Annotated in this window: 17 protein-coding genes and 1 pseudogene; 12 read left to right on the top strand and 6 right to left on the bottom strand. The window is 63.4% G+C overall.

Annotation, left to right across the window (positions count from 1 at the left end):
• Window positions 1-66 precede the first annotated feature (66 nt).
• From HRU92_RS11545 to HRU92_RS11530, 4 genes are read left to right on the top strand one after another with little or no spacing between them, the layout of a single operon-like run.
• Window positions 67-1,128, top strand: a complete 1,062-nt coding sequence (locus HRU92_RS11545) for an aldo/keto reductase (protein ID WP_172124465.1) — start codon at window positions 67-69, stop codon at window positions 1,126-1,128.
• Window positions 1,121-1,804, top strand: coding sequence for a fumarylacetoacetate hydrolase family protein (locus HRU92_RS11540; protein WP_127754180.1), 684 nt, complete (start codon window positions 1,121-1,123; stop codon window positions 1,802-1,804). Before HRU92_RS11545 ends, HRU92_RS11540 begins: the two co-directional genes overlap by 8 nt.
• Complete coding sequence (locus tag HRU92_RS11535; RefSeq protein WP_172124463.1) at window positions 1,804-2,892, top strand: AAA family ATPase; 1,089 nt, start codon at window positions 1,804-1,806, stop codon at window positions 2,890-2,892. The genes HRU92_RS11540 and HRU92_RS11535 overlap by 1 nt, the downstream gene beginning before the upstream one ends.
• Window positions 2,889-3,779 (top strand): transglutaminase family protein, encoded by an 891-nt coding sequence (locus HRU92_RS11530; protein WP_127754178.1) that lies wholly within the window; start codon window positions 2,889-2,891, stop codon window positions 3,777-3,779. The genes HRU92_RS11535 and HRU92_RS11530 overlap by 4 nt, the downstream gene beginning before the upstream one ends.
• A 26-nt stretch (window positions 3,780-3,805) precedes the next feature.
• Here the strand turns inward: HRU92_RS11530 and HRU92_RS11525 are convergent, their stop codons facing one another.
• The gene (locus tag HRU92_RS11525; protein ID WP_127754177.1) at window positions 3,806-4,645 is read right to left on the bottom strand and encodes a transglutaminase family protein; all 840 of its coding nucleotides are present in this window, start codon (window positions 4,643-4,645) and stop codon (window positions 3,806-3,808) included.
• Window positions 4,646-4,943: 298 nt separating this feature from the next.
• On the opposite strand from HRU92_RS11525, the pseudogene HRU92_RS11520 reads away from it, so the two are divergent.
• Window positions 4,944-6,725: pseudogene (locus HRU92_RS11520) on the top strand (cation:proton antiporter); the annotation flags it as partial.
• Between the two features lie 861 nt (window positions 6,726-7,586).
• Complete coding sequence (locus tag HRU92_RS11515; protein ID WP_127754176.1) at window positions 7,587-8,015, top strand: Rrf2 family transcriptional regulator; 429 nt, start codon at window positions 7,587-7,589, stop codon at window positions 8,013-8,015.
• A 236-nt stretch (window positions 8,016-8,251) separates the two neighbouring features.
• Here HRU92_RS11515 and HRU92_RS11510 read toward each other — a convergent pair whose 3' ends face one another.
• From HRU92_RS11510 to HRU92_RS11495, 4 genes are all read right to left on the bottom strand, one after another.
• Window positions 8,252-9,061 (bottom strand): ABC transporter permease subunit, encoded by an 810-nt coding sequence (locus tag HRU92_RS11510; RefSeq protein WP_173088181.1) that lies wholly within the window; start codon window positions 9,059-9,061, stop codon window positions 8,252-8,254.
• Between the two features lies 1 nt (window position 9,062).
• Window positions 9,063-10,013 (bottom strand): ABC transporter permease subunit, encoded by a 951-nt coding sequence (locus HRU92_RS11505; RefSeq protein ID WP_127754174.1) that lies wholly within the window; start codon window positions 10,011-10,013, stop codon window positions 9,063-9,065.
• 234 nt (window positions 10,014-10,247) lie between these two features.
• Window positions 10,248-11,396 (bottom strand): polyamine ABC transporter ATP-binding protein, encoded by a 1,149-nt coding sequence (gene potA, locus HRU92_RS11500; protein WP_172124458.1) that lies wholly within the window; start codon window positions 11,394-11,396, stop codon window positions 10,248-10,250.
• Between the two features lie 60 nt (window positions 11,397-11,456).
• A complete protein-coding gene (locus HRU92_RS11495) occupies window positions 11,457-12,548 on the bottom strand; it encodes a polyamine ABC transporter substrate-binding protein (protein WP_127754172.1) in 1,092 nt (363 codons plus the stop codon).
• A 401-nt stretch (window positions 12,549-12,949) separates the two neighbouring features.
• Between HRU92_RS11495 and HRU92_RS11490 the strand changes: the two genes are divergently transcribed.
• Together HRU92_RS11490 and HRU92_RS11485 are read left to right on the top strand one after the other, a co-directional pair.
• On the top strand, window positions 12,950-13,897 hold the full coding sequence (locus HRU92_RS11490; protein ID WP_172124456.1) for a pseudouridine-5'-phosphate glycosidase: 948 nt from the start codon (window positions 12,950-12,952) through the stop codon (window positions 13,895-13,897).
• Window positions 13,894-14,778 (top strand): PfkB family carbohydrate kinase, encoded by an 885-nt coding sequence (locus HRU92_RS11485; RefSeq protein WP_172124454.1) that lies wholly within the window; start codon window positions 13,894-13,896, stop codon window positions 14,776-14,778. Before HRU92_RS11490 ends, HRU92_RS11485 begins: the two co-directional genes overlap by 4 nt.
• A 22-nt stretch (window positions 14,779-14,800) precedes the next feature.
• Here HRU92_RS11485 and HRU92_RS11480 read toward each other — a convergent pair whose 3' ends face one another.
• Window positions 14,801-16,204: a M20/M25/M40 family metallo-hydrolase gene (locus tag HRU92_RS11480; protein WP_173088179.1), complete on the bottom strand. Its 1,404-nt coding sequence runs from the start codon at window positions 16,202-16,204 to the stop codon at window positions 14,801-14,803.
• An 89-nt stretch (window positions 16,205-16,293) separates the two neighbouring features.
• Here HRU92_RS11480 and HRU92_RS11475 point away from each other — a divergent pair, with 89 nt between their 5' ends.
• From HRU92_RS11475 to HRU92_RS11460, 4 genes are all read left to right on the top strand, one after another.
• Window positions 16,294-17,355: an ATP-dependent DNA ligase gene (locus HRU92_RS11475; protein ID WP_172124450.1), complete on the top strand. Its 1,062-nt coding sequence runs from the start codon at window positions 16,294-16,296 to the stop codon at window positions 17,353-17,355.
• 4 nt (window positions 17,356-17,359) lie between these two features.
• Window positions 17,360-18,151: a ZIP family metal transporter gene (locus tag HRU92_RS11470; RefSeq protein WP_173088244.1), complete on the top strand. Its 792-nt coding sequence runs from the start codon at window positions 17,360-17,362 to the stop codon at window positions 18,149-18,151.
• 124 nt (window positions 18,152-18,275) lie between these two features.
• Window positions 18,276-19,340, top strand: coding sequence for a polysaccharide pyruvyl transferase family protein (locus HRU92_RS11465; protein WP_172124448.1), 1,065 nt, complete (start codon window positions 18,276-18,278; stop codon window positions 19,338-19,340).
• Window positions 19,327-20,748 carry a Coenzyme F420 hydrogenase/dehydrogenase, beta subunit C-terminal domain gene (locus tag HRU92_RS11460; RefSeq protein WP_172125128.1) on the top strand — a complete coding sequence of 474 codons (1,422 nt, stop codon included), beginning with the start codon at window positions 19,327-19,329 and terminating at the stop codon, window positions 20,746-20,748. Before HRU92_RS11465 ends, HRU92_RS11460 begins: the two co-directional genes overlap by 14 nt.
• Window positions 20,749-20,762: the final 14 nt, after the last annotated feature.

Genomic DNA, 20,762 nt, shown 5'->3' with positions numbered 1-20,762 from the left:
AGCGCGCATTGACCCGACCGCGTTTGCGCACTAGCCCTAACGACCCAGCACAACAGGAGCTCCGCCATGGAGTATCGTTATCTCGGCCGTTCGGGACTTCGCGTATCCAGCCTGACCATGGGCACCATGACCTTTGGTGGCTCCGAGCGGGTGGGCAACACGCCCCAGGACGAAGCCACCCGCCAGATCGATCTCTGCCTCGATCACGGCATCAACCTGCTCGACACCGCCAATATCTACAACAAGGGCGTGTCCGAGGAGATGATCGGGGTGGCGCTGAGCGAAAACGGGCGCCGCGAGCGCACCCTGCTTGCCACCAAGGTGCGCTTCCGCACCGGCGATGGTCCCAATGATGCGGGTCTGTCGCGCCATCACATCATCGAGCAGTGCAAGGCCAGCCTCAAGCGCCTCAAGACCGACCATATCGATCTTTACCAAGTCCATGAATGGGACGGGATGACCCCGGTTGAAGAAACCATGGAAGCGCTCGACATCTTGGTCAAGCACGGCCATGTCCGCTATATCGGCTGCTCCAATTACTCTGGCTGGCACATCATGAAGGCGCTCCAGGCTGCCGGCGAGCGCCACAATGAACGCTTCATTTCCCAGCAGATCCATTACACCCTCCATTCGCGCGAAGCCGAATATGAGCTGGTGCCGATCAGCCAGGATCAGGGGCTGGGCATTCTCGTTTGGTCTCCGCTTGCCGGCGGACTCCTGTCGGGCAAATACCGGCGCGAAGGCGGCCCCGATGCCGGCCGCCATGTGGGGGGCTGGCGCGAGCCGCCGGTGCCTGATTGGGATCGGCTCTATGACATCATCGATGTGATCGTCGCCATTGCCGAAGAGCGCAATGTGTCGGGGGCGCAGGTGTCGCTGGCCTGGCTGCTGGGCCGGCCGGGCGTCACTTCGGTGATCATCGGCGGGCGCAGCGAAGAGCAGTTCCGCGACAATCTCGCTGCCGCCGAGCTCAAGCTCTCCAATGAGGAGCGGGCGCGGCTCGACGCCGTCAGCCGGCCGCCGCTGCTTTATCCCTATTGGCACCAGACTTTTACCGCCAACGACCGGCTTGGGCCCATCGACCAGGATTTGCTGGGCTCTTATGTAGAGGAATTCAAGCGTGACTGAGTTTGTGTTTTCGCCACCGGCACCCGTTGGCCTTCCTGTGGATGACGGACGGATGTTTCCGGTGCGACGCATTTTCTGCGTTGGACGCAACTATGCCGAACACGCCCGTGAAATGGGCAATGACGCGCGCGAAGCTCCGTTCTTTTTCTGCAAGCCCGCCGATGCCGTGGTGACGGATAGCAGCGCGGTGCCTTATCCCCCCCAAACCAGTGACCTGCACCACGAGATCGAACTGGTGGTGGCCATCGGCACCGGCGGCGTCGACATCCCGGAAAGCCAGGCCCTCGATCACGTGTTCGGTTATGCCGCCGGCCTCGACATGACGCGGCGCGACCTGCAGGCCGTCGCCAAGAAGGCCGGCCGGCCCTGGGACATGGCCAAGGGCTTTGACCAGTCCGCCCCCATCGGCACCATCGTGCCGGTTGATCGGATCGGGCATCCCGGCACGGGTGCCATTACTCTGAGCGTTAATGGCGTCGAGCGGCAGCGTGGCGATCTGGGTGACCAGCTCTGGGGCGTGGCTGAAACCATCGCTTATCTCTCGGGTCTGGTTCGTCTCGAGCCGGGCGATCTGATCATGACCGGCACGCCGGCCGGCGTCGGCGCGGTTCAGCGCGGCGACCAGCTGGTTGGCACAATTGAAGGCGTGGGCACTATCGCGACCACGATCAGCTGATGACGCAATGGTCGGCACAACAGGACGCGGCCCTCAAAGCCGTGTCCAGCTGGCTCAAGGATCGGGACGGGCCGCAGGTGTTCCGGCTGTTCGGCTGGGCGGGCACCGGCAAGTCGACGCTTGCCGTGCATCTGGGCAGTGACGTCAAGAACGTTAAATATGCCGCCTTCACCGGCAAGGCCGCGCTGGTGATGCGTCGGCGTGGCTGCAAGGGTGCCCAGACCATCCATTCGCTGATCTATTCGCTGGTGAGCGAAAAGGAAGGCGAGCCCCGTTTCGTGCTCGATCCGGAATCACCCGCAGCGGATGCCGATCTCATCGTCATCGATGAAGTCTCGATGGTAGACGAGCAGCTGGGGCAGGACCTGCTGTCCTTTGGGGTCAAGGTGCTGGTGCTGGGCGACCCCTTCCAGCTGCCGCCGGTGCAGGGTGCGGGGTTTTTCACCGCCGACGAGCCCGATATCATGCTCACCGAAATCCATCGCCAGGCTGCCGACAATCCGATCATCCGGTTGTCCATGGATGTGCGCGAAGGCGGCTATCTCGAACATGGCCGCTATGGCGAGTCACTGGTGGTCGGGCGTGACTCAGTGGATCGCGATGCTGTGCTCCAGGCCGACCAGGTGCTGGTGGGACGCAACAAGACGCGGCTGCAGTACAATGACCGCCTGCGCGAGTTGCGCGGCCTGCCATTTCACGAGCCGGTGGTGGGCGATCGCATGGTGTGCCTGCGCAACAATCCGCGCAAGCGCCTCCTCAATGGCCAGATCTGGATCGTCACCGAAGTGGCGCGCAAGGCGAATGGCAAATATTCGCTGCTGCTGGGCGCTGACGAGGGCAAGGGCGAAGCCAAGGTAATGACCCACAAGGCGTTCTTTTCGGGCGAAGAAGACGCCATGAGCTGGCCCGAGCGGCGGCAATTTGATGAATTCACCTTTGGCTATTGCCTGACCGTGCACAAGGCGCAGGGTAGCCAGTGGGACAATGTCTACTTGTTCGACGAAAGCTTCGTGTTCCGTGAGGAACGCGCGCGCTGGCTTTACACCGCCATCACCCGGGCGGCCGAAAAGATCACGGTGGTCTCATGACCCTGCTCCAGGTCAGGCACGAGACGGTCTACCGCTATGCCGGTCCTGTACAGTTCGGGGAGCACCGCCTTCTGGTGCGCCCGCGTGACAGCATGGAACAAACGCTGGAATCCTTTGCCCTTCGCATCTCGCCTGAACCGGTCGGTGTGCGCTGGATCCATGATGTGTTTGGCAATTGCATCGCCCTCGCGCGCTTCGAGAAGCCCGCTGACGAGCTGCGCATCGTCGCCAGCATGGTGCTCGATCATGCGCCCGAAAGCTCGCCCGATTTCGAGATCGATCCGCGCGCCAAGCTGTATCCCTTTGACTATGGCGGCACGGACGCGGTGGATCTGGGGCCCACCAGCCAGCGCCAGTTTCCCGAGGAAACCGAAGTCGACAGCTGGGCGCGGCGCTTCCTTGATCCGCGGGGCAGCACCAATACCGGTCACCTGCTGATGACCATGACCTATGCCATCAAGGAAAGCTTTGCCTATATCCGGCGCACCCAGCCGGGCACGCAGCGCCCCTCCGTCACCCTGTCGAGCCGGCGCGGCACCTGCCGGGATTTCGCGCTGCTGATGATGGAGGCCGTCCGCTCGCTCGGCCTCGCCGCCCGGTTTGTGTCGGGTTATCTTTACTCCCCAGACCGCGATGGCAGTCATCGCGGCGGCGGCGCAACCCATGCCTGGTGCCAGGTCTTCCTGCCGGGAGCCGGGTGGGTGGAATTTGATCCAACCAATGGCATCATTGGCACCCGCGACCTGATCCGGGTCGGGGTGGCGCGCGAGCCCGGGCAGGCCATTCCCATTGCCGGCACCTATACCGGCGCTGCGGGGGATTACCTGGGCATGGATGTGGAAGTCCGGGTCGAGCGCGTGACCTCGCTGCAAGATTCTATGGGCTGAAGGCTCGGCCCTGGGCGCCGTCTGGTTCAGCTGAGTTCGGCGACGCTGACCGCATCCACTGTCCAGGGTTCATCCGTATCCGCATCGAGCGCATCGGCCCAAACGCGCACTCCGCGCGACTGCACATTGCCAAAAAGCGTAGCAAAGGCCGTGTCGGCTGCGTCGCGTCCCGAGCCGATCCGCACCAGCCCGTCAAGCGCCGCCATGCGCGTGGGGTCGAACAAGTACCAGCGGTCACCGAGATAGGCCTCAAACACCGCATGGAAATCCTGCGGCTGCAGCTGCCAGGCATAACAGGACACAAAGCGGGCGGGGATGCCGAGCGCCCGGCAAAAGGTCACGCCCAGATGCGCAAAGTCGCGGCACACGCCAGCGCGCGTGGCAAAGGTGTCGGCCGCCGTTGTTGAGGTGTCGCTGGAGCCGGCGAGGTAATCGACCTCCTCATGGATCCAGTTGCAGATCTCGGTCACCCGGACAAAGCCAGGCTCCACATCGCCGAACTGGCGCGACGCAAAGCGGGCCAGGAGGTCCGATGGACAATATCGCGAGGGATTGAGAAACCCGAGGGTTTCGGGCGGCAGCTGCGCCACCGGAACTTCGCCGATATCGGCCGGGTTCGCCAGCACTGGATCAAGCACGATCTGGGCGTCATAGCGGAGCTTGAGCGCTCCACCCGATGCCGTCAGGCGCCGGAACCGGTTGCCAGTGTCGTTGGCGGTAAACTGCTCGGTCACGAATGGCGGGGTGACCACAATGCGCTCGTTCAATATTCGCTGGCGCCCGCCATGCATCGCCTCGACATTGAAGATCAAGGTGGCGTTGTCGAAAACCTCGTAATCGATCTCACAGCCAATGGATAACCGCATCGCCACTCCGTGTCTGCCCAGGGTGCGAAACCCGGCGGCAATCGGTGGGATCGCGCGGTTCGCTGGCGCTTGAACCTCGCCACCGCCGCAACCCTTGCGAGCCCCCTGCGCTTTAGTCAAGCTCGCCATCACGCTGACAAACTTGATCAACAAAGAGAGGGCTGCAGCAAAACTGACCAAACCGATTTAATTGCTGCACTTTTCCCGATAGCGGGCGCTTGCGGATCACGCAGTGATGCCCCAATTTGCAGCAGGGTCATTCCTGCACTTGTCCTTGTTGTTAGCCCGGAGTTCTTTCATGCACCATGATACCCCCCTGATCTCGACGATCGTCGCGGGTCTGGTGCTGGCCTTTATCTTCGGGATGATTGCCAATCGCTTCCGGCTCCCGCCGCTGGTGGGTTATCTGTTTGCCGGTATTCTGGTGGGCCCCAATACGCCCGGCTTTGTCGCCGACCAGGCGCTGGGGGCAGAACTGGCCGAGCTGGGCGTGATCCTCCTCATGTTCGGGGTGGGGCTGCATTTCTCGCTCAAGGACCTGATGAGCGTACGCGCGCTCGCCATTCCCGGCGCGCTGGTGCAAATCGGCTTTGCCACACTGTTGGGACTGGGTTTGGGGATCGTTCTGGGCTGGGGCATCGGCGCGGGCCTGCTGTTTGGCCTCGCGCTTTCGGTGGCCTCCACCGTCGTGCTGCTCAAGGCCCTGCAGGACCGCCGTTTGATTGAAACCGAGCGGGGCCGCATCGCCGTTGGCTGGCTGATCGTCGAGGATCTGGCCATGGTGCTGGCGCTGGTGCTGATCCCCGCCATTGCCAGCCTTTATGGCACCGATAGCGGCATCCACGATCCCTTCGTGTCGTTTGTCGAGCGCGTGCTGCGCACCGAAGTGGGGATCTGGGGCGTGCTGTTCCTGACCCTCGTCAAGGTCGCGGCCTTTGTGGGCTTCATGCTGATCGTTGGCCGGAGGCTCATCCCCTGGGCCCTCCACGCCACTGCCCATACCGGCTCGCGCGAACTGTTCCGGCTGGCCGTGCTCGCCATTGCACTGGGCGTGGCGCTAGGTTCAGCCGTGCTGTTCGGTGTGTCGCTGGCGCTGGGTGCATTTTTTGCCGGCATGATCCTGTCGGAAAGCGAGCTCAGCCACCGCGCCGCCCAGGAAACCCTGCCGCTACGCGACGCCTTTGCCGTCCTGTTCTTTGTGTCGGTCGGCATGCTGTTCGACCCTTCCATCATCATCACCGATCCCCTGCCGGTGCTGGCCACCGTGTTCATCATCCTGATCGGCAAATCCGCCGCCGCCTTTGGCATCGTGCTGTTGTTCCGCCGCCCGGTTGGCACCGCGCTGACCATCTCGGCGTCGCTGGCGCAGATCGGCGAGTTCTCGTTCATCCTTGCTTCGCTCGGCGTGTCGCTGGCGATCCTTCCGCCCGAAGGGCAGGACCTGATCCTGGCGGGCGCACTGATCTCCATCGTGCTCAACCCGCTGGTGTTCTGGGGCGCTGACGTGCTCAAGCCAACCTTCGAAGCCCAGTTCGGCCGCCGCTCGGCACGCGACGACGACATCCGCATCGAGCCGGGCGAGGGGCCAGTCGTTTCCGATGGTCCGCTGACCACCGACCGGCCCAATGCGGTTGGCGTTGAAAGCGACACCCAGGACCTCGATGACGCTCCCGAGCCCGTTACCCTGACCGGCCACACGGTGCTGGTGGGCTATGGCCGGGTCGGGCGCGTCGCCGCCGACGCCCTGCAGCCTACCGGCAAGCTGGTGCTGATCGAAGACACCGACCATGCCGTGGCCGCTGCCCGCGCCAAGGACATAGCGGTCGTGGTGGGCAATGCTGCGAGCCTTGATGTGCTCAAGCTTGCCAATCTGGGTGCCGCCGAAGCGCTGATGATCGCCATTCCCAATGGCTTCGAGGCCGGCACGGTGGTGGAGCAGGGCCGCAAGCTCAATCCCGCCATCCGCATCATCGCCCGCGCCCATTCGGACGAGGAGGTCGAGCACCTCACGCGCCACGGCGCCGATACGGTGATCATGGGCGAGCGCGAAATTGCCGCCGGCATGCTCGCCTGGCTCAGTGGTGCGCGCGCCGATGATGGGCTCGTTGCCCAGGAATACGCGGCCCAGGCGCGCGCGGCCGAAGCGCGGCTCGCCCCCACCGAAAACATCCTGCACAAGGTCGCGGGCGCCCCGCTCGCAGCGGGGGCCGAGCCGGTGCTGGGCGATTTCGAGGCTGCGAGCCTCCAATCGGACCCCGCCGCCGAAGCCACGGAAATCGAGCCGCTGGCCACGACCCTTGCCGGGGAAACCCTCGAACCCGATTTCATGGAAACCGAGCCGGAGTTGCTCAACGACAGTCTCACCGATGTCGACGCGCCCGATGCTTTCGCCGAGGCACTCGGTCCTGTCGAGCCGCTTGCCGCCCATCCTGTTGGCGCCCCGAGTGCCACTCCCGAGACGCAGGAGACGGCTCAGGTGCCGCCGGTGCTGGTTGATGGTGGCGGGTCCGCAACTGCGCCCGCTATGCCGCCCGCCGCGAACCCGTCCGCGGCCGAGGCGGCTGTAGTTCGCGAAGAGCCTCTGGTGGAGGTTGGTGAGCCGGCTTCGCTCGCCGAGCCGGTTGATCTGCTGGTGCCGCCCGTCGACGACGCTGCGGCCGAGACCCACGAGCACGGTCCGGTGCTGTCCACCCCCCAGGCTCCCGAGCCGCTGTTGCCTGCCGGTGGGCCCGCGATGGCTGCTGAGCCGGCGCTGCCCGCTGAGCCGGCGCTGCCCGCTGAGCCGGCCGCGCCCAGCGAGCCACCCGAGGTTACCCCCGAGCCCCGCGATAGCCTGCCGTCACTGGACGAACTGCCGCCGGAACCCGAGGACGGGGAAGCCGACCGTCCATCGGTGGCGCCGCCTGTGACTCCCGAGCCGAGAGGCTAAGCGCCAAGCCCGATGATCTCGCAAAAGGCCAAATATGCGCTGCGCGCCCTGCTTGCCCTCAGCCGGGCGGCGCGCGGTGAATCGCGCATGATTGGCGAGATTTCGCGTGAACAGGGCATTCCCAAGAAATTCCTCGAGCAGATCCTGCTTGAGCTCAAGCGGGCCGGGCTCGTCACCAGCCGTCGCGGCCGGCTTGGCGGCTATGTGCTGGCGCGTTCCCCCGAAGAGGTGATGTTTGGCGAAGTGCTGCGCCTCATCGACGGGCCGCTCGCGCCCTTGCCCTGCCTGTCGCTGACGGCGTACCGGCGTTGCGAGGATTGTCGCGATGAGGCGTCATGCGAAATCCGCCACGTGTTCGAGCGGGTCACCCTTGCTACCCGGGCAGTGCTCGATCGGACCAGCCTTGCCGATTCATTGCAGCTGGAAGATCTTCCGGTCTAGCGGGCAACAAAAAAGGGCCGCCTTGCGGCAGCCCTTTCTGAGTTTAACGGCCTCAAAGCCGGAGGAGGTGTTGTTAGCCGAGGCGTACCTCGCCTGCCAGACCACCAAATCCAAGGCTCTCGTTGAGCGCCGTAATCTCAATAGACATTGGATCACCTCCTTCACATTTGTTGAACATATGAGAAAGATGGGGTGCCCGGGTCGGTTTGTCCAATCACGGCTTGCTGAACGAGAACTTAACGGCTTGACGCATGTGGGCGTGAGCGTAGCTGGAACAGCGTTGCGCCCAGCACACCCAACGCCACGATGCCGATGATGATGGTCGCGAGCGCATTGACATCGGGCGACACGCCCAGTCGCACCTTGGAAAAGATCACCATGGGCAGGGTGGACGAGCCCGGGCCGGACACGAAGCTCGCGATCACCAGATCATCGAGCGACAGGGTAAAGCCCAGCAGCCAGCCCGAAACCAGGGCAGGGGCGATGATGGGCAGGGTGATGTCGAAAAACACCCGTACGGGCGTCGCGCCCAGGTCCATCGCCGCTTCCTCGAGGCTGAGCTCGAGGTCGGACAGGCGCGATTGCACCACCACCGTCACATAGGCCATGCAGAACACGGAATGGGCGATGATGATGGTGAGCATGCCCCGGCCCGCCGGCCAGCCCAGCGTGCCTTCCATGGCCACGAACAAGAGCAGCAATGCGAGGCCCGTGATCACGTCGGGCATCACCAGCGGCGCCGAAACCGTGCCCGCGAGCACGGTGCGGCCCCTGAAGCGTCGGAACCGCACCAGCGCAACGGCGCAGAGCGTGCCGAGGAACAAGGCAATGGTGGCGCTGACGGCGGCGATCTGCAGGCTCAGCCACGCGGCACCCAGCATCTGCGGATCGCGGAACAGCTCGCCATACCATTTGAAGGAAAAGCCCGACCAGACCGTCACCAGCCGGGATTCGTTGAACGAGAACACCACCAGCGAAATGATGGGCGCGTAGAGAAATACGAAACCCAGCGCCGCTGCGATGGGCAAAAACCAGCCTCGCCGCATCTTACTTCTCCACCACGGCGTCTTGCGCCTTTTGCAGCAGCATGATCGGGATCACCACAACCACCAGCATCGCAACAGCCACCGCCGCGGCCCGGGGCCAGTTGGTGTTGGCAAAGAACTCGTCCCACAACACGCGCCCGATCATCAGGGTCGAGGGTCCGCCCAGCAGCGAGGGGATCACGAACTCGCCAATAGCGGGAATGAACACCAGCATGGAGCCGGCAATGATGCCGGGCATGGAAAGCGGCATGGTCACCGACAGGAAAGTGCGCCAGGGCCGCGCGCCGAGGTCGGCCGAAGCCTCCAGCAAGGCGCCGTCCAGCTTCACCAGATTGGTGTAGAGCGGCAGGATCATGAAGGGCAGGTAGGTATAGACAATGCCGACATAAACGGCGAAATCGGTCTGCATCATCACCAGCGGCTCGATGCCGAACAGCCCGAGGAACTGGTTGATCACACCATTGCCACGCATGAAGCCGGTCAGCGCATAAACGCGCAGCAGGAACGAGGTCCAGAACGGCAGGATCACCAGCATCAAGAGGATATTGCGCCAGCGATCAGGCGCCCGGGCAATGGCATAGGCCATGGGGTAGCCGATCAGGAGCGTGATGATCGTCGAGATAAAGGCAATGCGGATCGAGCTGAGATACGCGGCGACATAAAGATTGTCGGTGAACAGGCGCAGGTAATTGGTCAGGTGCAGCGTCAGCTGCACCGTGCCTTCCTCATCAAAGGTGATGAGGTCGGAATAGGGCGGGCGGCCGAACTGCTTGATCGACAGCGAAATGCCGAAGACCACAACCAGCGGCACAAGGAAGAACACGGTCAGCCAGATCGCAGGTGCCGCGATCACCAGCATCTTGCCCGAAATCCCAACTGCGGCGAGCCCCCGCTCCACCATGGTCCAGGTCCGCCGGCGCGGCGCGGGATTGTCGATGTCAAAACTGGACATGGATAACTCCGCCCTCGACCGTTCCGGGCCACGATGCAGTTGCTTTGCCCTCCCTCCCCCTTGAGGGGAGGGCCGAAGAGGGGGTGGACTTGTGTGTCACTGGTGACCGGGAGCCCCGATCCACACCCTCCCCCTTGAGGGGAGGGACCGGGTGGGGGTTCCGGCTCATCGCCAAGCTCGGCGGCTGGCCAAATGCCGCAATCGAACCGGTCGCCGCTGTGGCTGGGTTGGCCATCATACCGTCAGCACCGAGCCGGCATTGCCACCCCAGGCGCAATACACTTCCTCGTCCCAGGTGATCGCGTCGGGATTGCCGCGCACCGTATTGGTTTGCGTCACCCGCAGGCGCTTGCCGCTGGCGAGCAGGATCTGGTAGACGGTCATGTCCCCCAGATAGCCGATTTCTTCCACCATGCCCTTGGTAACATTGGCGTCGTGCTCATCCTCGGGCTTTTCGCGCGACAGGCTGATCTTTTCGGGGCGCACGGCCCACCACAGGATCTGGTCGGGCGCGCAGTCGACGCCATGGCTGACATAGATGTCGCAACCGAGCTCGGCCGAGCGGATGCGCACATGGTCGGGCTCGTCGTCGATCACCACGCCTTCGGCCATGTTGACCGAGCCGATAAAGCCGGCCACGAAGCGCGAATTGGGGAATTCATAGATATCAGTCGGCTCGCCGATCATGGCGATTTCGCCATAATTCATCACCCCGATCCGGGTGGCCAGCGTCATGGCTTCTTCCTGGTCGTGGGTCACGACGATGAAGGTGACGCCCAGCGATTCCTGGATCTTGACCAGCTCGAACTGGGTTTCCTCGCGCAGCTTCTTGTCGAGTGCGCCCAAGGGCTCGTCGAGCAGCAGCAGCTTTGGTCGCTTGGCCAGCGAACGGGCGAGAGCCACGCGCTGGCGCTGGCCGCCCGACAGCTGGTGCGGCCGGCGCTTGCCGTAATCCTGCAGCTTGACGAGGCTGAGCAGTTCCTCGACCCGCTCGGCGATCTCGTTCTTGGGCAGGTGGTCGCGCTTGAGGCCATAGGCGATGTTCTGTTCCACGCTCATATGGGGGAACAGGGCATAGCTCTGGAACATCATGTTGACGGGGCGGTTATAGGGGGCCACCTCGGTCATGTCCTGCCCATCGATCTCGATGGTGCCGCTGGTGGGCTGCTCGAAACCGGCCAGCATGCGCAGCAGCGTCGATTTGCCCGATCCCGATCCGCCCAGCAGGCAGAACAGCTCTCCCTGGAAAATATCGAGCGAAACTTCATTGACGGCATAAACATCGCCGAAGCGCTTGGTCACGTCCTTGATGCGCACAAAAGGTTTGGCTGCCGGGTCGCGCCAGGGTCGGGTATCGGCGGCGATCTGGGGTTTCTTGGCCATGGCGCACTCGAAAAGTCAGAAGGGGCGGCACAGCGGCCGCCCCCCGATGGGTGGGAATTGTTACTGGCCGGTTTTGATGCGGGTCCAGGTGCGGGTCAAGAGTTCTTCGAACTCGGGGCTATGCGCGGTCAGGGCAAAGGCCTTGGCGACGGTTTCGGCTGGCGGGTAGATGCCAGGATTGTTCTTGACCTCGTCGGACACGAACTCGGTCGCGGGCAGGTTGGGGTTGGCATAGAACACATAATCGGTGATCGCGGCCACGACCTCGGGCTCGAGGATGTAGTTGATGAACTTGTGGGCGTTTTCGGGATGGGGCGCATCCACGGGAATGGCCATGAAGTCGATCAGCGTGCCCGCGCCTTCCTTGGGAATGAGGTAGCCCACCTCCACGCCCTGGCCGGCTTCTTCTGCCGCATCGGCAGCAATGAATACGTCGCCCGAATAACCCAGCGCCAGGCAGATTTCGCCATTGCCGAGGTCATCGATATACTGGGACGAGTTGAAGTAGCGGATCGAAGGCTTGATTGCGGTCAGCAGTTCCTCGGCCTTGGCCAGGTCTTCTTCGCTTTCCGAATTGGGATCGAGCCCGAGATAATGAAGGGCAATTCCCACCACTTCCGAAGGGCTGTCGAGCACGGCAATGCCGCAGCTCGCGAGCTTTTCCGCGTTCTCGGGCTTGAACAGGAGATCCCAGCTGTCGATCGGAGTATCGGCGCCCAGCGCTTCCGCCACCTTGGCGGTGTTGTAGCCCAGCCCGATCGTGTTGATCATATAGGGCACGGCATGGGCATTGTCCGGGTCGAAGTCGGCAGCAGTCGCCATCACTGCGGGGTCAAGATTGCCCAGATTGGTCAGCTGCGACTTGTCGAGCTCACGCACCAGGCCGGCCTGGATCTGGCGCTGCAGGAAGTTGCCGCTCGGCACCACGATGTCATAGCCCGACGAGCCGGCCAGCAGCTTGGCATCGACGATCTCGTTGGTGTCGTAGACGTCGTAATTGACCTTGATGCCGGTTTCCGCCTCGAAATTGGCGATGGTGTCCTCGGCGATATAGTCCGACCAGTTATAAACATTGAGCACGGGCTCTTCCTGGGCGAGGACGGGTGCCGCGACCATGAGCGTGCCGAGGGCAAGTGCGAGCGACTTGTTCATGTGATGGAGCTCCTGTGAGATGGAAATAGAGATAGAAAAGGGAGGCGAACTGGCCGCCTGAACAAATGTTCAGAGGGCGTTCATCTTTGTGGCGCCGGCGAGGCAAGAGCCCCTGCCGGCATGGCGAACAAGCGCGCTGGAACGCTGAAACAAACTGCTGCCGTGAGCCCAAAGCCGGGAGCAAATCGGTCCGCGCAGACGGCGCGATCAACCCAAACCGTGTACAGCGAAGTGCCCTTTCAACGCTGGAATTGCTGCCAAACTAGAGCCAAATGCCGGGGGCGACAAGGGAAAATGGCGCCACACGCAGACCCACTTGACGCCCTGCGTCGACAAGGCGCACAAGCCGCCGCGCACACTGGCGCAAAAGCGCCTTTATTCTGGCAGCGGAATGATTTCCCATGGACGGCAGAGCCTATCTTTCAGTCAGCAGCGGCATCAAAAAAGCCCTCGCAGCCGGCCAACCCGTGGTGGCGCTGGAGTCCACCATCATCACCCATGGCATGCCCTATCCACAAAACCTGGCCATGGCCCAGCAGGTGGAAGCCGTGGTGCGCGAACATGGCGCAACGCCTGCTACCATCGCCATCATGGATGGCCGGTTCTGCGTGGGGGTGAGCGGGGAAGACCTTGAGCGCCTCGCCCAGGAAGGCGCCACTGCCGCCAAGGCCTCGCGACGCGATGTCTCCTCGCTCCTCGTTAAGGGCGTGATGGCCGGCACCACGGTTGCCACCACGATGCAGATCGCCGCGCTCGCTGGCATTTCCGTGTTTGCCACCGGCGGCATCGGCGGGGTGCATAGGGGCGCGGGGGAAACCTTTGATATCTCGGCAGATCTCGAGGAACTGAGCCGCACGCCAGTTGCCGTTGTTTGTGCCGGCGCCAAGTCGATCCTTGATATTGGCAAGACCCTCGAAGTGCTCGAAACCAATGGGGTGCCGGTCCTGGGCTACCGCACCGATAACTTTCCTGCCTTCTGGGCCCGCCAAAGCGGGCACAAGGTGGATCACCGCTTTGACGACGTTGCCGAACTGGCCCGCGTCATCGCCATGCAGGCCGATCTGGGGCTCGGCGGCGTGCTGATCGCCAATCCCATCCCGGAAGCTGCGGCCCTTGACCCTGGAGCCATTGAAGCCCGCATCGCCGAAGCCATCGCCGATGCCGAGCGGGAAGGCGTCAGCCGCAAGGCCCTCACTCCGTTCCTCCTGAAGCGGGTGTTCGAGCTTACCGGAGGCAAGTCACTCGAGGCCAATATCGAGCTGGTGAAAAACAACGCCGCCGTTGCCGCCCAGATTGCCGTGGCACTGGCCGAGCGCGCATCGCCCAAGCCGACGCTGCATCGCGCATGAGCCGGGTCTTGGTGATCGGGGACGTGATGACGGACGTCATCGTCCAGCCTGAAGGCCCTGTCGTGCAAGGCTCGGACCGCCGCGCCACTATTCGCAGCCGCCCCGGCGGTTCGGGCGCCAACCAGGCCGTGTGGCTGGGTTCCATGGGGACAGAAGTGCTGTTTGCTGCCCGCGTGGGGGTTGCGGACCAGCCGATGTATGAGAACTACTTCCGCGGTCTGGGAGTGATCCCGGCGCTTGGTGCCGACAAATCCCTGCCCTCAGGGGTCTTGGTGACCTTGCTCGACCCAGACGGCGAGCGCAGCTTTCTGACCGACCGCGGGGCAAACCTGCATCTGTGTGCTGAAGACTTGCCCCCAAGCCTGCTTGAGGGTGTCGGAATGGTAATGGTATCGGGCTACAGCTTTTTTGCTGCAACACCGCGCCATGCCGTGCAGGCGCTGCTCGCCACCGCTCGCTCGCGTGGCATCGAGGTAGCTATCGATCCCGCGTCCATCGGCTTTCTCGATGAGGTTGGGCCGGCCGAGTTCCTGCGCTGGACCAGTGGCGCCGACTGGCTATTTGCCAACGACACCGAGGCGGAAACCCTTTGCGGAGTGGTTGGCTTTGAGTCGCAGATGCGGCTGCTGGGGGATCACTTCAGCAATGTGGTGATCAAGCGCGGCCGCTACGGCGCAGCCTTGGGCGGCAAGGATGGCTTGCGTCTGGCGCTACCCGCGCCCGTGGTTCCGGTCGTCGATTCCACGGGTGCCGGCGATGCTTTTGCCGCGGGCTTTGTGGCGGCCCATTTGGGGGGGGCCGAGCCGGCTGATGCCCTGGCGCGCGCCATCGTGGCCGGTGCCGAGGCGGTGCAGTTCCTGGGCGGACAGCCGGCGGCCTGAACTGCCGGCTGTCCAATACACGTTAGGCCTTGGCGGAATCGGCAAAGGCGGCGAGCACCCGCACCCAGGCACGAATGCCGCGGTGGAAGCTCTCGAGGTCATATTTTTCGTTAGGTGAGTGGATGGCATCATCCACATGCGCAAAGCCGATCAGCAGCGTGTCGCGCCCAAGAATGGACTTGAATTCTCCGGCCACGGGGATCGAGCCACCCGAGCCGGTGATCACGGCCGGCTTGTTCCACTCGTCCGTCAGCGCCTTGAGCGCCTGACGCAGATAGATACCCTCGCTGGGCACGGTAACTGCTGGTGAGCCGCCATGCTCCTTGAAGGTCATCGTGCAATCGGCCGGAATGCGCGCTTCCACATGCCGGCGGAAGGCCGCGCGGATCTTGTCCGGATCCATGTTGCCAACGAGCCGGAACGAGATTTTGGCGCTTGCTTGCGAGGGGATCACCGTCTTGAAGCCGTCGCCGGTATAGCCGCCCCAGATGCCATTGATCTCGCAGGTCGGGCGCGACCAGATCGTTTCCAGCACCGAGCGACCCGCTTCCCCGGCCGGGATCGACAGGCCGACACTGCCAAGGAACGCGGCCTCGTCGAAGCCAAGACCTTCCCATTGCGCGCGCAGCTCGGGGGTGATTTCGGGGACGTCGTCGTAAAAGCCCTCGAGCGTCACGCTTCCATCGGGAGCGCGCAGGGAGGCGACGATGTCGGCGACGACCTGGTTGGGATTGCGCGCGGCATTGCCGAACATGCCGGAATGCAAATCCTTGTTGGCGCAGGTGACGGTGATCTCTTCACCCACCAGGCCCCGCAGCATGGAGGTGATGGAAGGCGTCTGGCGGTCCCACATATCGGTGTCGCACACCAGCGCCACGTCGGCGCGCAGCTCTTGGGCATTGGCTCGCATGAAGCCGGGCAGGTTCTTGCCGCCGCTTTCTTCCTCGCCTTCCAGCATGACGGAGACGCGCACGGGCAAGCTGCCGGTAGCCGCCTTCCAGGCGCGGCAGGCTTCGAGGAAGGTCATCAGCTGCCCCTTGTCATCCGAGGCGCCGCGCCCGACAATGATGGTGCGGCCTTCGGGGCCCTCCTTGATCACGGGCTCAAATGGGTCGGTGTGCCAGAGCGCGAGGGGATCGACCGGCTGCACGTCATAGTGACCATAGAACAACACATGCGGCCCGGGTGTTTGTGGACCATGGGCGACAACGATCGGGTGGCCAGGCGTGGGACGGGCGGCGGCCTCAAAGCCGAGGCCTTGCAGGTCCGCGACCAGCCAATCGGCGGCGCGCCGGCAATCCTGCGCAAAGGCTGGATCGGTCGAGATGGACGGGATGCGCAGCAGGGCTTTGAGCCGTTCAAGGCTGGCGTCGAGGCCCTGGTCAACCTGGGCGAGGACGGCGTCGAGCGCACTGGTGTTCATCATAGGTAATCCTTTCGCGGCAATTGGCCGGACCATGCCGCTTGTGGGAACCAAGGGCAAGGGAGTCCGCTTGAAGAAGCGGAGTATCCCCCATGCCCAAAGTGCACAAGATCGCGACACCATCCCCACCCCCGCCTGCCGACTTCATCGAGCCCATGGAGGCAAAGCTCATCGAGGACTTGCCGCGAGGTGAGGGCTGGCAGTTCGAGCCGAAATGGGATGGCTTTCGCTGCATTGCGGTCAAGGCGGGGGGTGAGGTCGCGCTCTTCGCCAAGTCGGGCAAGCCTTTGGGCCGGTACTTCCCGGAAATGCTCGCTGCGCTCGCGGAGGTTCCTGCCGAGCAGTTCGTGCTCGATGGCGAACTGGTGATTTCCACCGATGGCAGCTTGTCCTTTGATGCCCTGCAGATGCGGCTGCATCCCGCGGAAAGTCGCGTGCGCAAGCTTGCGGCGGAAACCCCAGCCCTGCTCGTGGCCTTTGACCTGCTGGCTGACGAAAATGGCGCCAGCCTGATCGACGCTCCTTTGTCAGAGCGGCGGCACAAACTGGAAGCCCTGTTGGCAGATGCCCCGGAAGCCGCGCGACTGCGCTTGTCTCCGCGTACCCAAGATCGAAGCGTTGCAGAAGGCTGGCTGGAGCACACCGGCGCGGCAATCGACGGGGTCATCGCCAAGCCCAGTAACGAACCCTATCAGAGCGGTACGAGGGCGATGCTCAAGATCAAGCGCATCCGGACCGCCGATTGCGTTGTTGGTGGCTTTCGCTATGGGAGCAATAATCACGAGGTCGGCTCCCTGCTGCTCGGGCTCTATAACGAGCAAGGCTTGCTCGATCATGTGGGCTTCACCTCGGGCATCGCTTCGCGAGACCGCGCCGAAATCACCGCGCGGGTAGAGGCGCTTGCTGGCGGCGAAGGCTTTACCGGCGACGCCCCAGGTGGCCCCAGTCGCTGGAGCACCGAGCGCTCGACACAGTGGGTGCCGCTCAAACCGGAACTCGTGGTCGAGGTGTTCTACGATCACGTCACCGCTGGCCGGTTCCGGCATGGCACGCGGCTGCATCGCTGGCGTCCGGACAAGGCGCCACGCCAATGCACCTTCGAGCAGATCGCCCCGGCAGCCTCGGCCGAAAGCCTGGCAGCGCTAAACCTCTAGGAACATCATGGACGGCTTGCTTCCTGTACTTGGCGTGGCTCTGGTTGCCGGCCTCGCATCACCACTCGGCGGTTTCATCGCCACGCGCATCCGACCGTCATCGCTGTTTCTGAGCCTGGCGGTGGGCGTGGCCGCGGGCGTGCTGCTGGGCACTTTTGCCTTCGAACTGGTACCGAGCGCTTTGGAGCGGGCGCCGCTGGCCTTGGTTGCGGTTTGTTTTGCCGTGGGCTTCGCCTTGGTCTACGGGCTGGACCTGTTGGTGAACCACGGTGCCTTGGCCGGGCCCGAGGCAGACCAGAAGCCGGCAGTTGACGCCAAGCAGAAGCGTCACAACAAGGGGGCGCGCAAGGTGACCGTCATCGGGGCAGCCACGAGTTCCGAAGAGCTGATCGAGGGTTTGGCGATTGGGGTCAGCGCCGCTGCGGATATGCGGGTGGCGTTAATCGTGGGACTGGCCATCGTCCTCGACAATATCAGCGAGGGCCTGAGCCTCGGGGCGATTGATGCCGCTTCAGGAGAGGAAGGCGCCGCCCGCAAGACCTTGCTGTGGACCAGCCTGATCGGGGTTTCGCTGTTTGTTTCGGCAATGGTGGGCTGGTTCCTGCTCAAAGGCCTACCCGAACCCGTTCTGGGCAGCCTTCTGGGGTTGGGCGCGGGTGCCATGTTCTATCTGACCATCGGCAGTTTGCTGCCCGAAGCGGAAAGCCATCAGTTCCAGCAGTCGGCCGCTATTGCGATCGGACTTGGCTTCGTCCTCGTGATGGTTCTGTCCAACCTTGAGACTGGGGCAGGCTAGCGTTGAAAAATCCGACCCGGTAGATGACGAGTTCGACGTGGGCTGAGAGGGGGCACCATTGCCTTTGCACTGCCCCTCGTGTTCTTAAGGCGGCGTTCTTTATTGTTTTGGGTATTGTCTAGGCATGGTTGCACCGCAAAGGATCGGCGTTCTCACCCTTCATCGGTGTATCAATTACGGCTCATACTGGCAGGCGCGGCAACTGGTGGAAGGTCTTCGCGCGCGCGGCCTCGACGCCGTGTTGCTTGAACATGAATCCGCCCGGGTCAATCGCCTGGAATGGCGCTGCGCACTGCAGCCGCTCCTGCCGATCAAGACCTCCGCCGAAGATTATCCGCGCTATCGCGAGAAGATGGGCAAGTTCTTTGCCGCCTTTGACCGATTGCCGCTGTCGCAGCGCTTTGCGCTTGATGCGCCCGAGACCATGGAAATCTTCGACCTGATCCTTGTCGGCAGCGATGAAGTTTGGAACCTGCGTCACCCCTGGTATGGTGCGGTGCCCCTGTTTTATGGCGATGGGCTACGTGCGGGAAAACTGGCTTCTTACGCCGCAAGTTTTGGCAATTACCCCGCCGGCGATGGCCTGGATCCGGCTTGGGCGGACAAACTTCGGCAGTTCGATGCGATTGCGGTGCGTGACGCCAATTCTCATCGCCTCGTTAGCGAAGCCTTAGGGTTCGAGCCAACCCTGGTGCTCGATCCTTGCCTGCAATTCCCGCCAACGGCGGAGCCGCTTGTGGCTGACGCGCCTTATCTGGCGGTCTACGGTCATGGATTACCCGGATGGTTCAGGGACGGCGTGCGCCAGTTTGCGGAGGACAAGAGGCTGCGGCTCGTCAGCATCGGTTATCGCAATGACTGGGCCGACGAGAGCTGGATCGAAGCGGGTCCCGAGGAGTTCGCGCGCTTCATTGCGGGGGCCAGCGCAGTCGCCACCAATTTCTTCCATGGCTGCGTGTTCGCGCTCCTGAACAACAAGCCATTTGCCGCCGCGCTGTCCGATTACCGCTCCAACAAGGTCCGGGATCTCATGGCGACGGTGGGGGCCGAACGGCACCTCGCCAGTGCCGAGACATCGGCCAAGCAATATGCTGCCACCTTGGGAGAAGCTCTCGACCCCATGGTGTCAGCGCGGATCGAAGCCTTGCGTGTCCATTCCAACGGCTATCTCGACCATGTCCTTGCTTGATCCGGCGCCCAAGCGGGCGGAGCCCAAACTGGTCAGTCCTGACGCCATTGTGCGCGCGGGGCTGTGCATCGGTTGCGGCAGTTGCGTCGCGCAGGCGAATAACGGTGCGGCGGCGATGGATTGGGATGCCTATGGGCAGAAAAAGCCCATCGGTCCGGCTAGTTTCATGGGCGAGGCCACCGAGGCGTTCTCGCGCACCTGTCCGTTTTCGCCGCTGGCGCGCAACGAGGATCAGTTGGCGCTGGAGCGTTTTGCCGAGGCGCCTCTCAGCGATCCGCGCATCGGGCGCTATGAGGCGGCTTATGTTGGCGCCGTAGCCGAGCCCGATTTTCGGGCCGAAGGCAGTTCGGGCGGAATGGTCAGCTGGGTTGCGGCGGAGTTGCTGCGCCAGGGCTTGGTGGACGGCGTTGCCCATGTCGCGCCCGAGCTGCCCGAAACCGGCAACGGCTTTTTCCGCTATCGCATCTCGCGTGATCTTGACCAACTGCGGGGCGGCGCCAAGTCGCGCTATTACCCCGTGGATATGGCCGGGGTCATCGCACAAATTCGCGCCGTGCCCGGACGCTATGCGGTGGTGGGCATCCCCTGTTTCATCAAGGCGGTAAATCTCCTGCGCGAGGAAGATCCTGTCCTCAAGGAGCGCATCGTTTTCGTGCTGGGGCTGTTTTGCGGCCACATGAAAAGCGCCCGGATGATCGAAAGCTTTGCCTGGCAGATGGGCGCGGAGTGGAGCGAGGTGCAAAAAGTCGAGTACCGGCTCAAGAACCCTGACCGGCCCGCCAACTGGTACACGGCACAGCTGACGCAGCGCGATGGCAGCGCCCGCACGCAGGACTGGTGGCATCTGGTGGATGGCGATTGGGGCTCGGGTTTCTTCATGAACTCGGCCTGCAATTATTGCGACGACGTGGTGGCGGAAACCGCCGACATCGCCTTTGGCGATGCCTGGGTGGAGCCCTATTCATCAGACGGGCGCGGCACCAATGTGGTGATCGTGCGCTCGCCGCTGGTGCATGGTCTGGTGCAGAACGCCATCGGCGAAGGGCGGCTGGATCTGCAGCCGGTCGACCACGAGTTTGTGGTGCAAACGCAGGCTGCGGGGTTCCGCCAGCGGCGCGAGGGGCTCGCATATCGGCTGAGCTGGCCCAAACTGGGCATTCGGCCCAAAAAGCGGGTCGCACCAAAGCGGCATGGTATCGCGCCGCGGCGCCAGCTCATCTACATCATGCGTTTTGGCATCAGTGCCTGGAGCCACCGCATGGCCTGGCTCGCCAAGCAGACCGGGCAGCCTCGGCTTTATGTGGGCTGGGGTCGGGCGGCGCTGGCGCTCTACCACGGCGTGGCCTATGGGCGGGGTCGCATCGGCAAGCTCGTGGACAAGCTCAAGATCAAGGGTGAGGGCGGCTAACAGCCGCCCCCAAG

Origin of the sequence: Devosia sp. 1635, assembly GCF_013185955.1 — a bacterium.
Classification (GTDB): domain Bacteria; phylum Pseudomonadota; class Alphaproteobacteria; order Rhizobiales; family Devosiaceae; genus Devosia.
The sequence above is the reverse complement of the archived record's forward strand: the minus strand, read 5'-3'. Positions and strand labels throughout refer to the sequence as shown.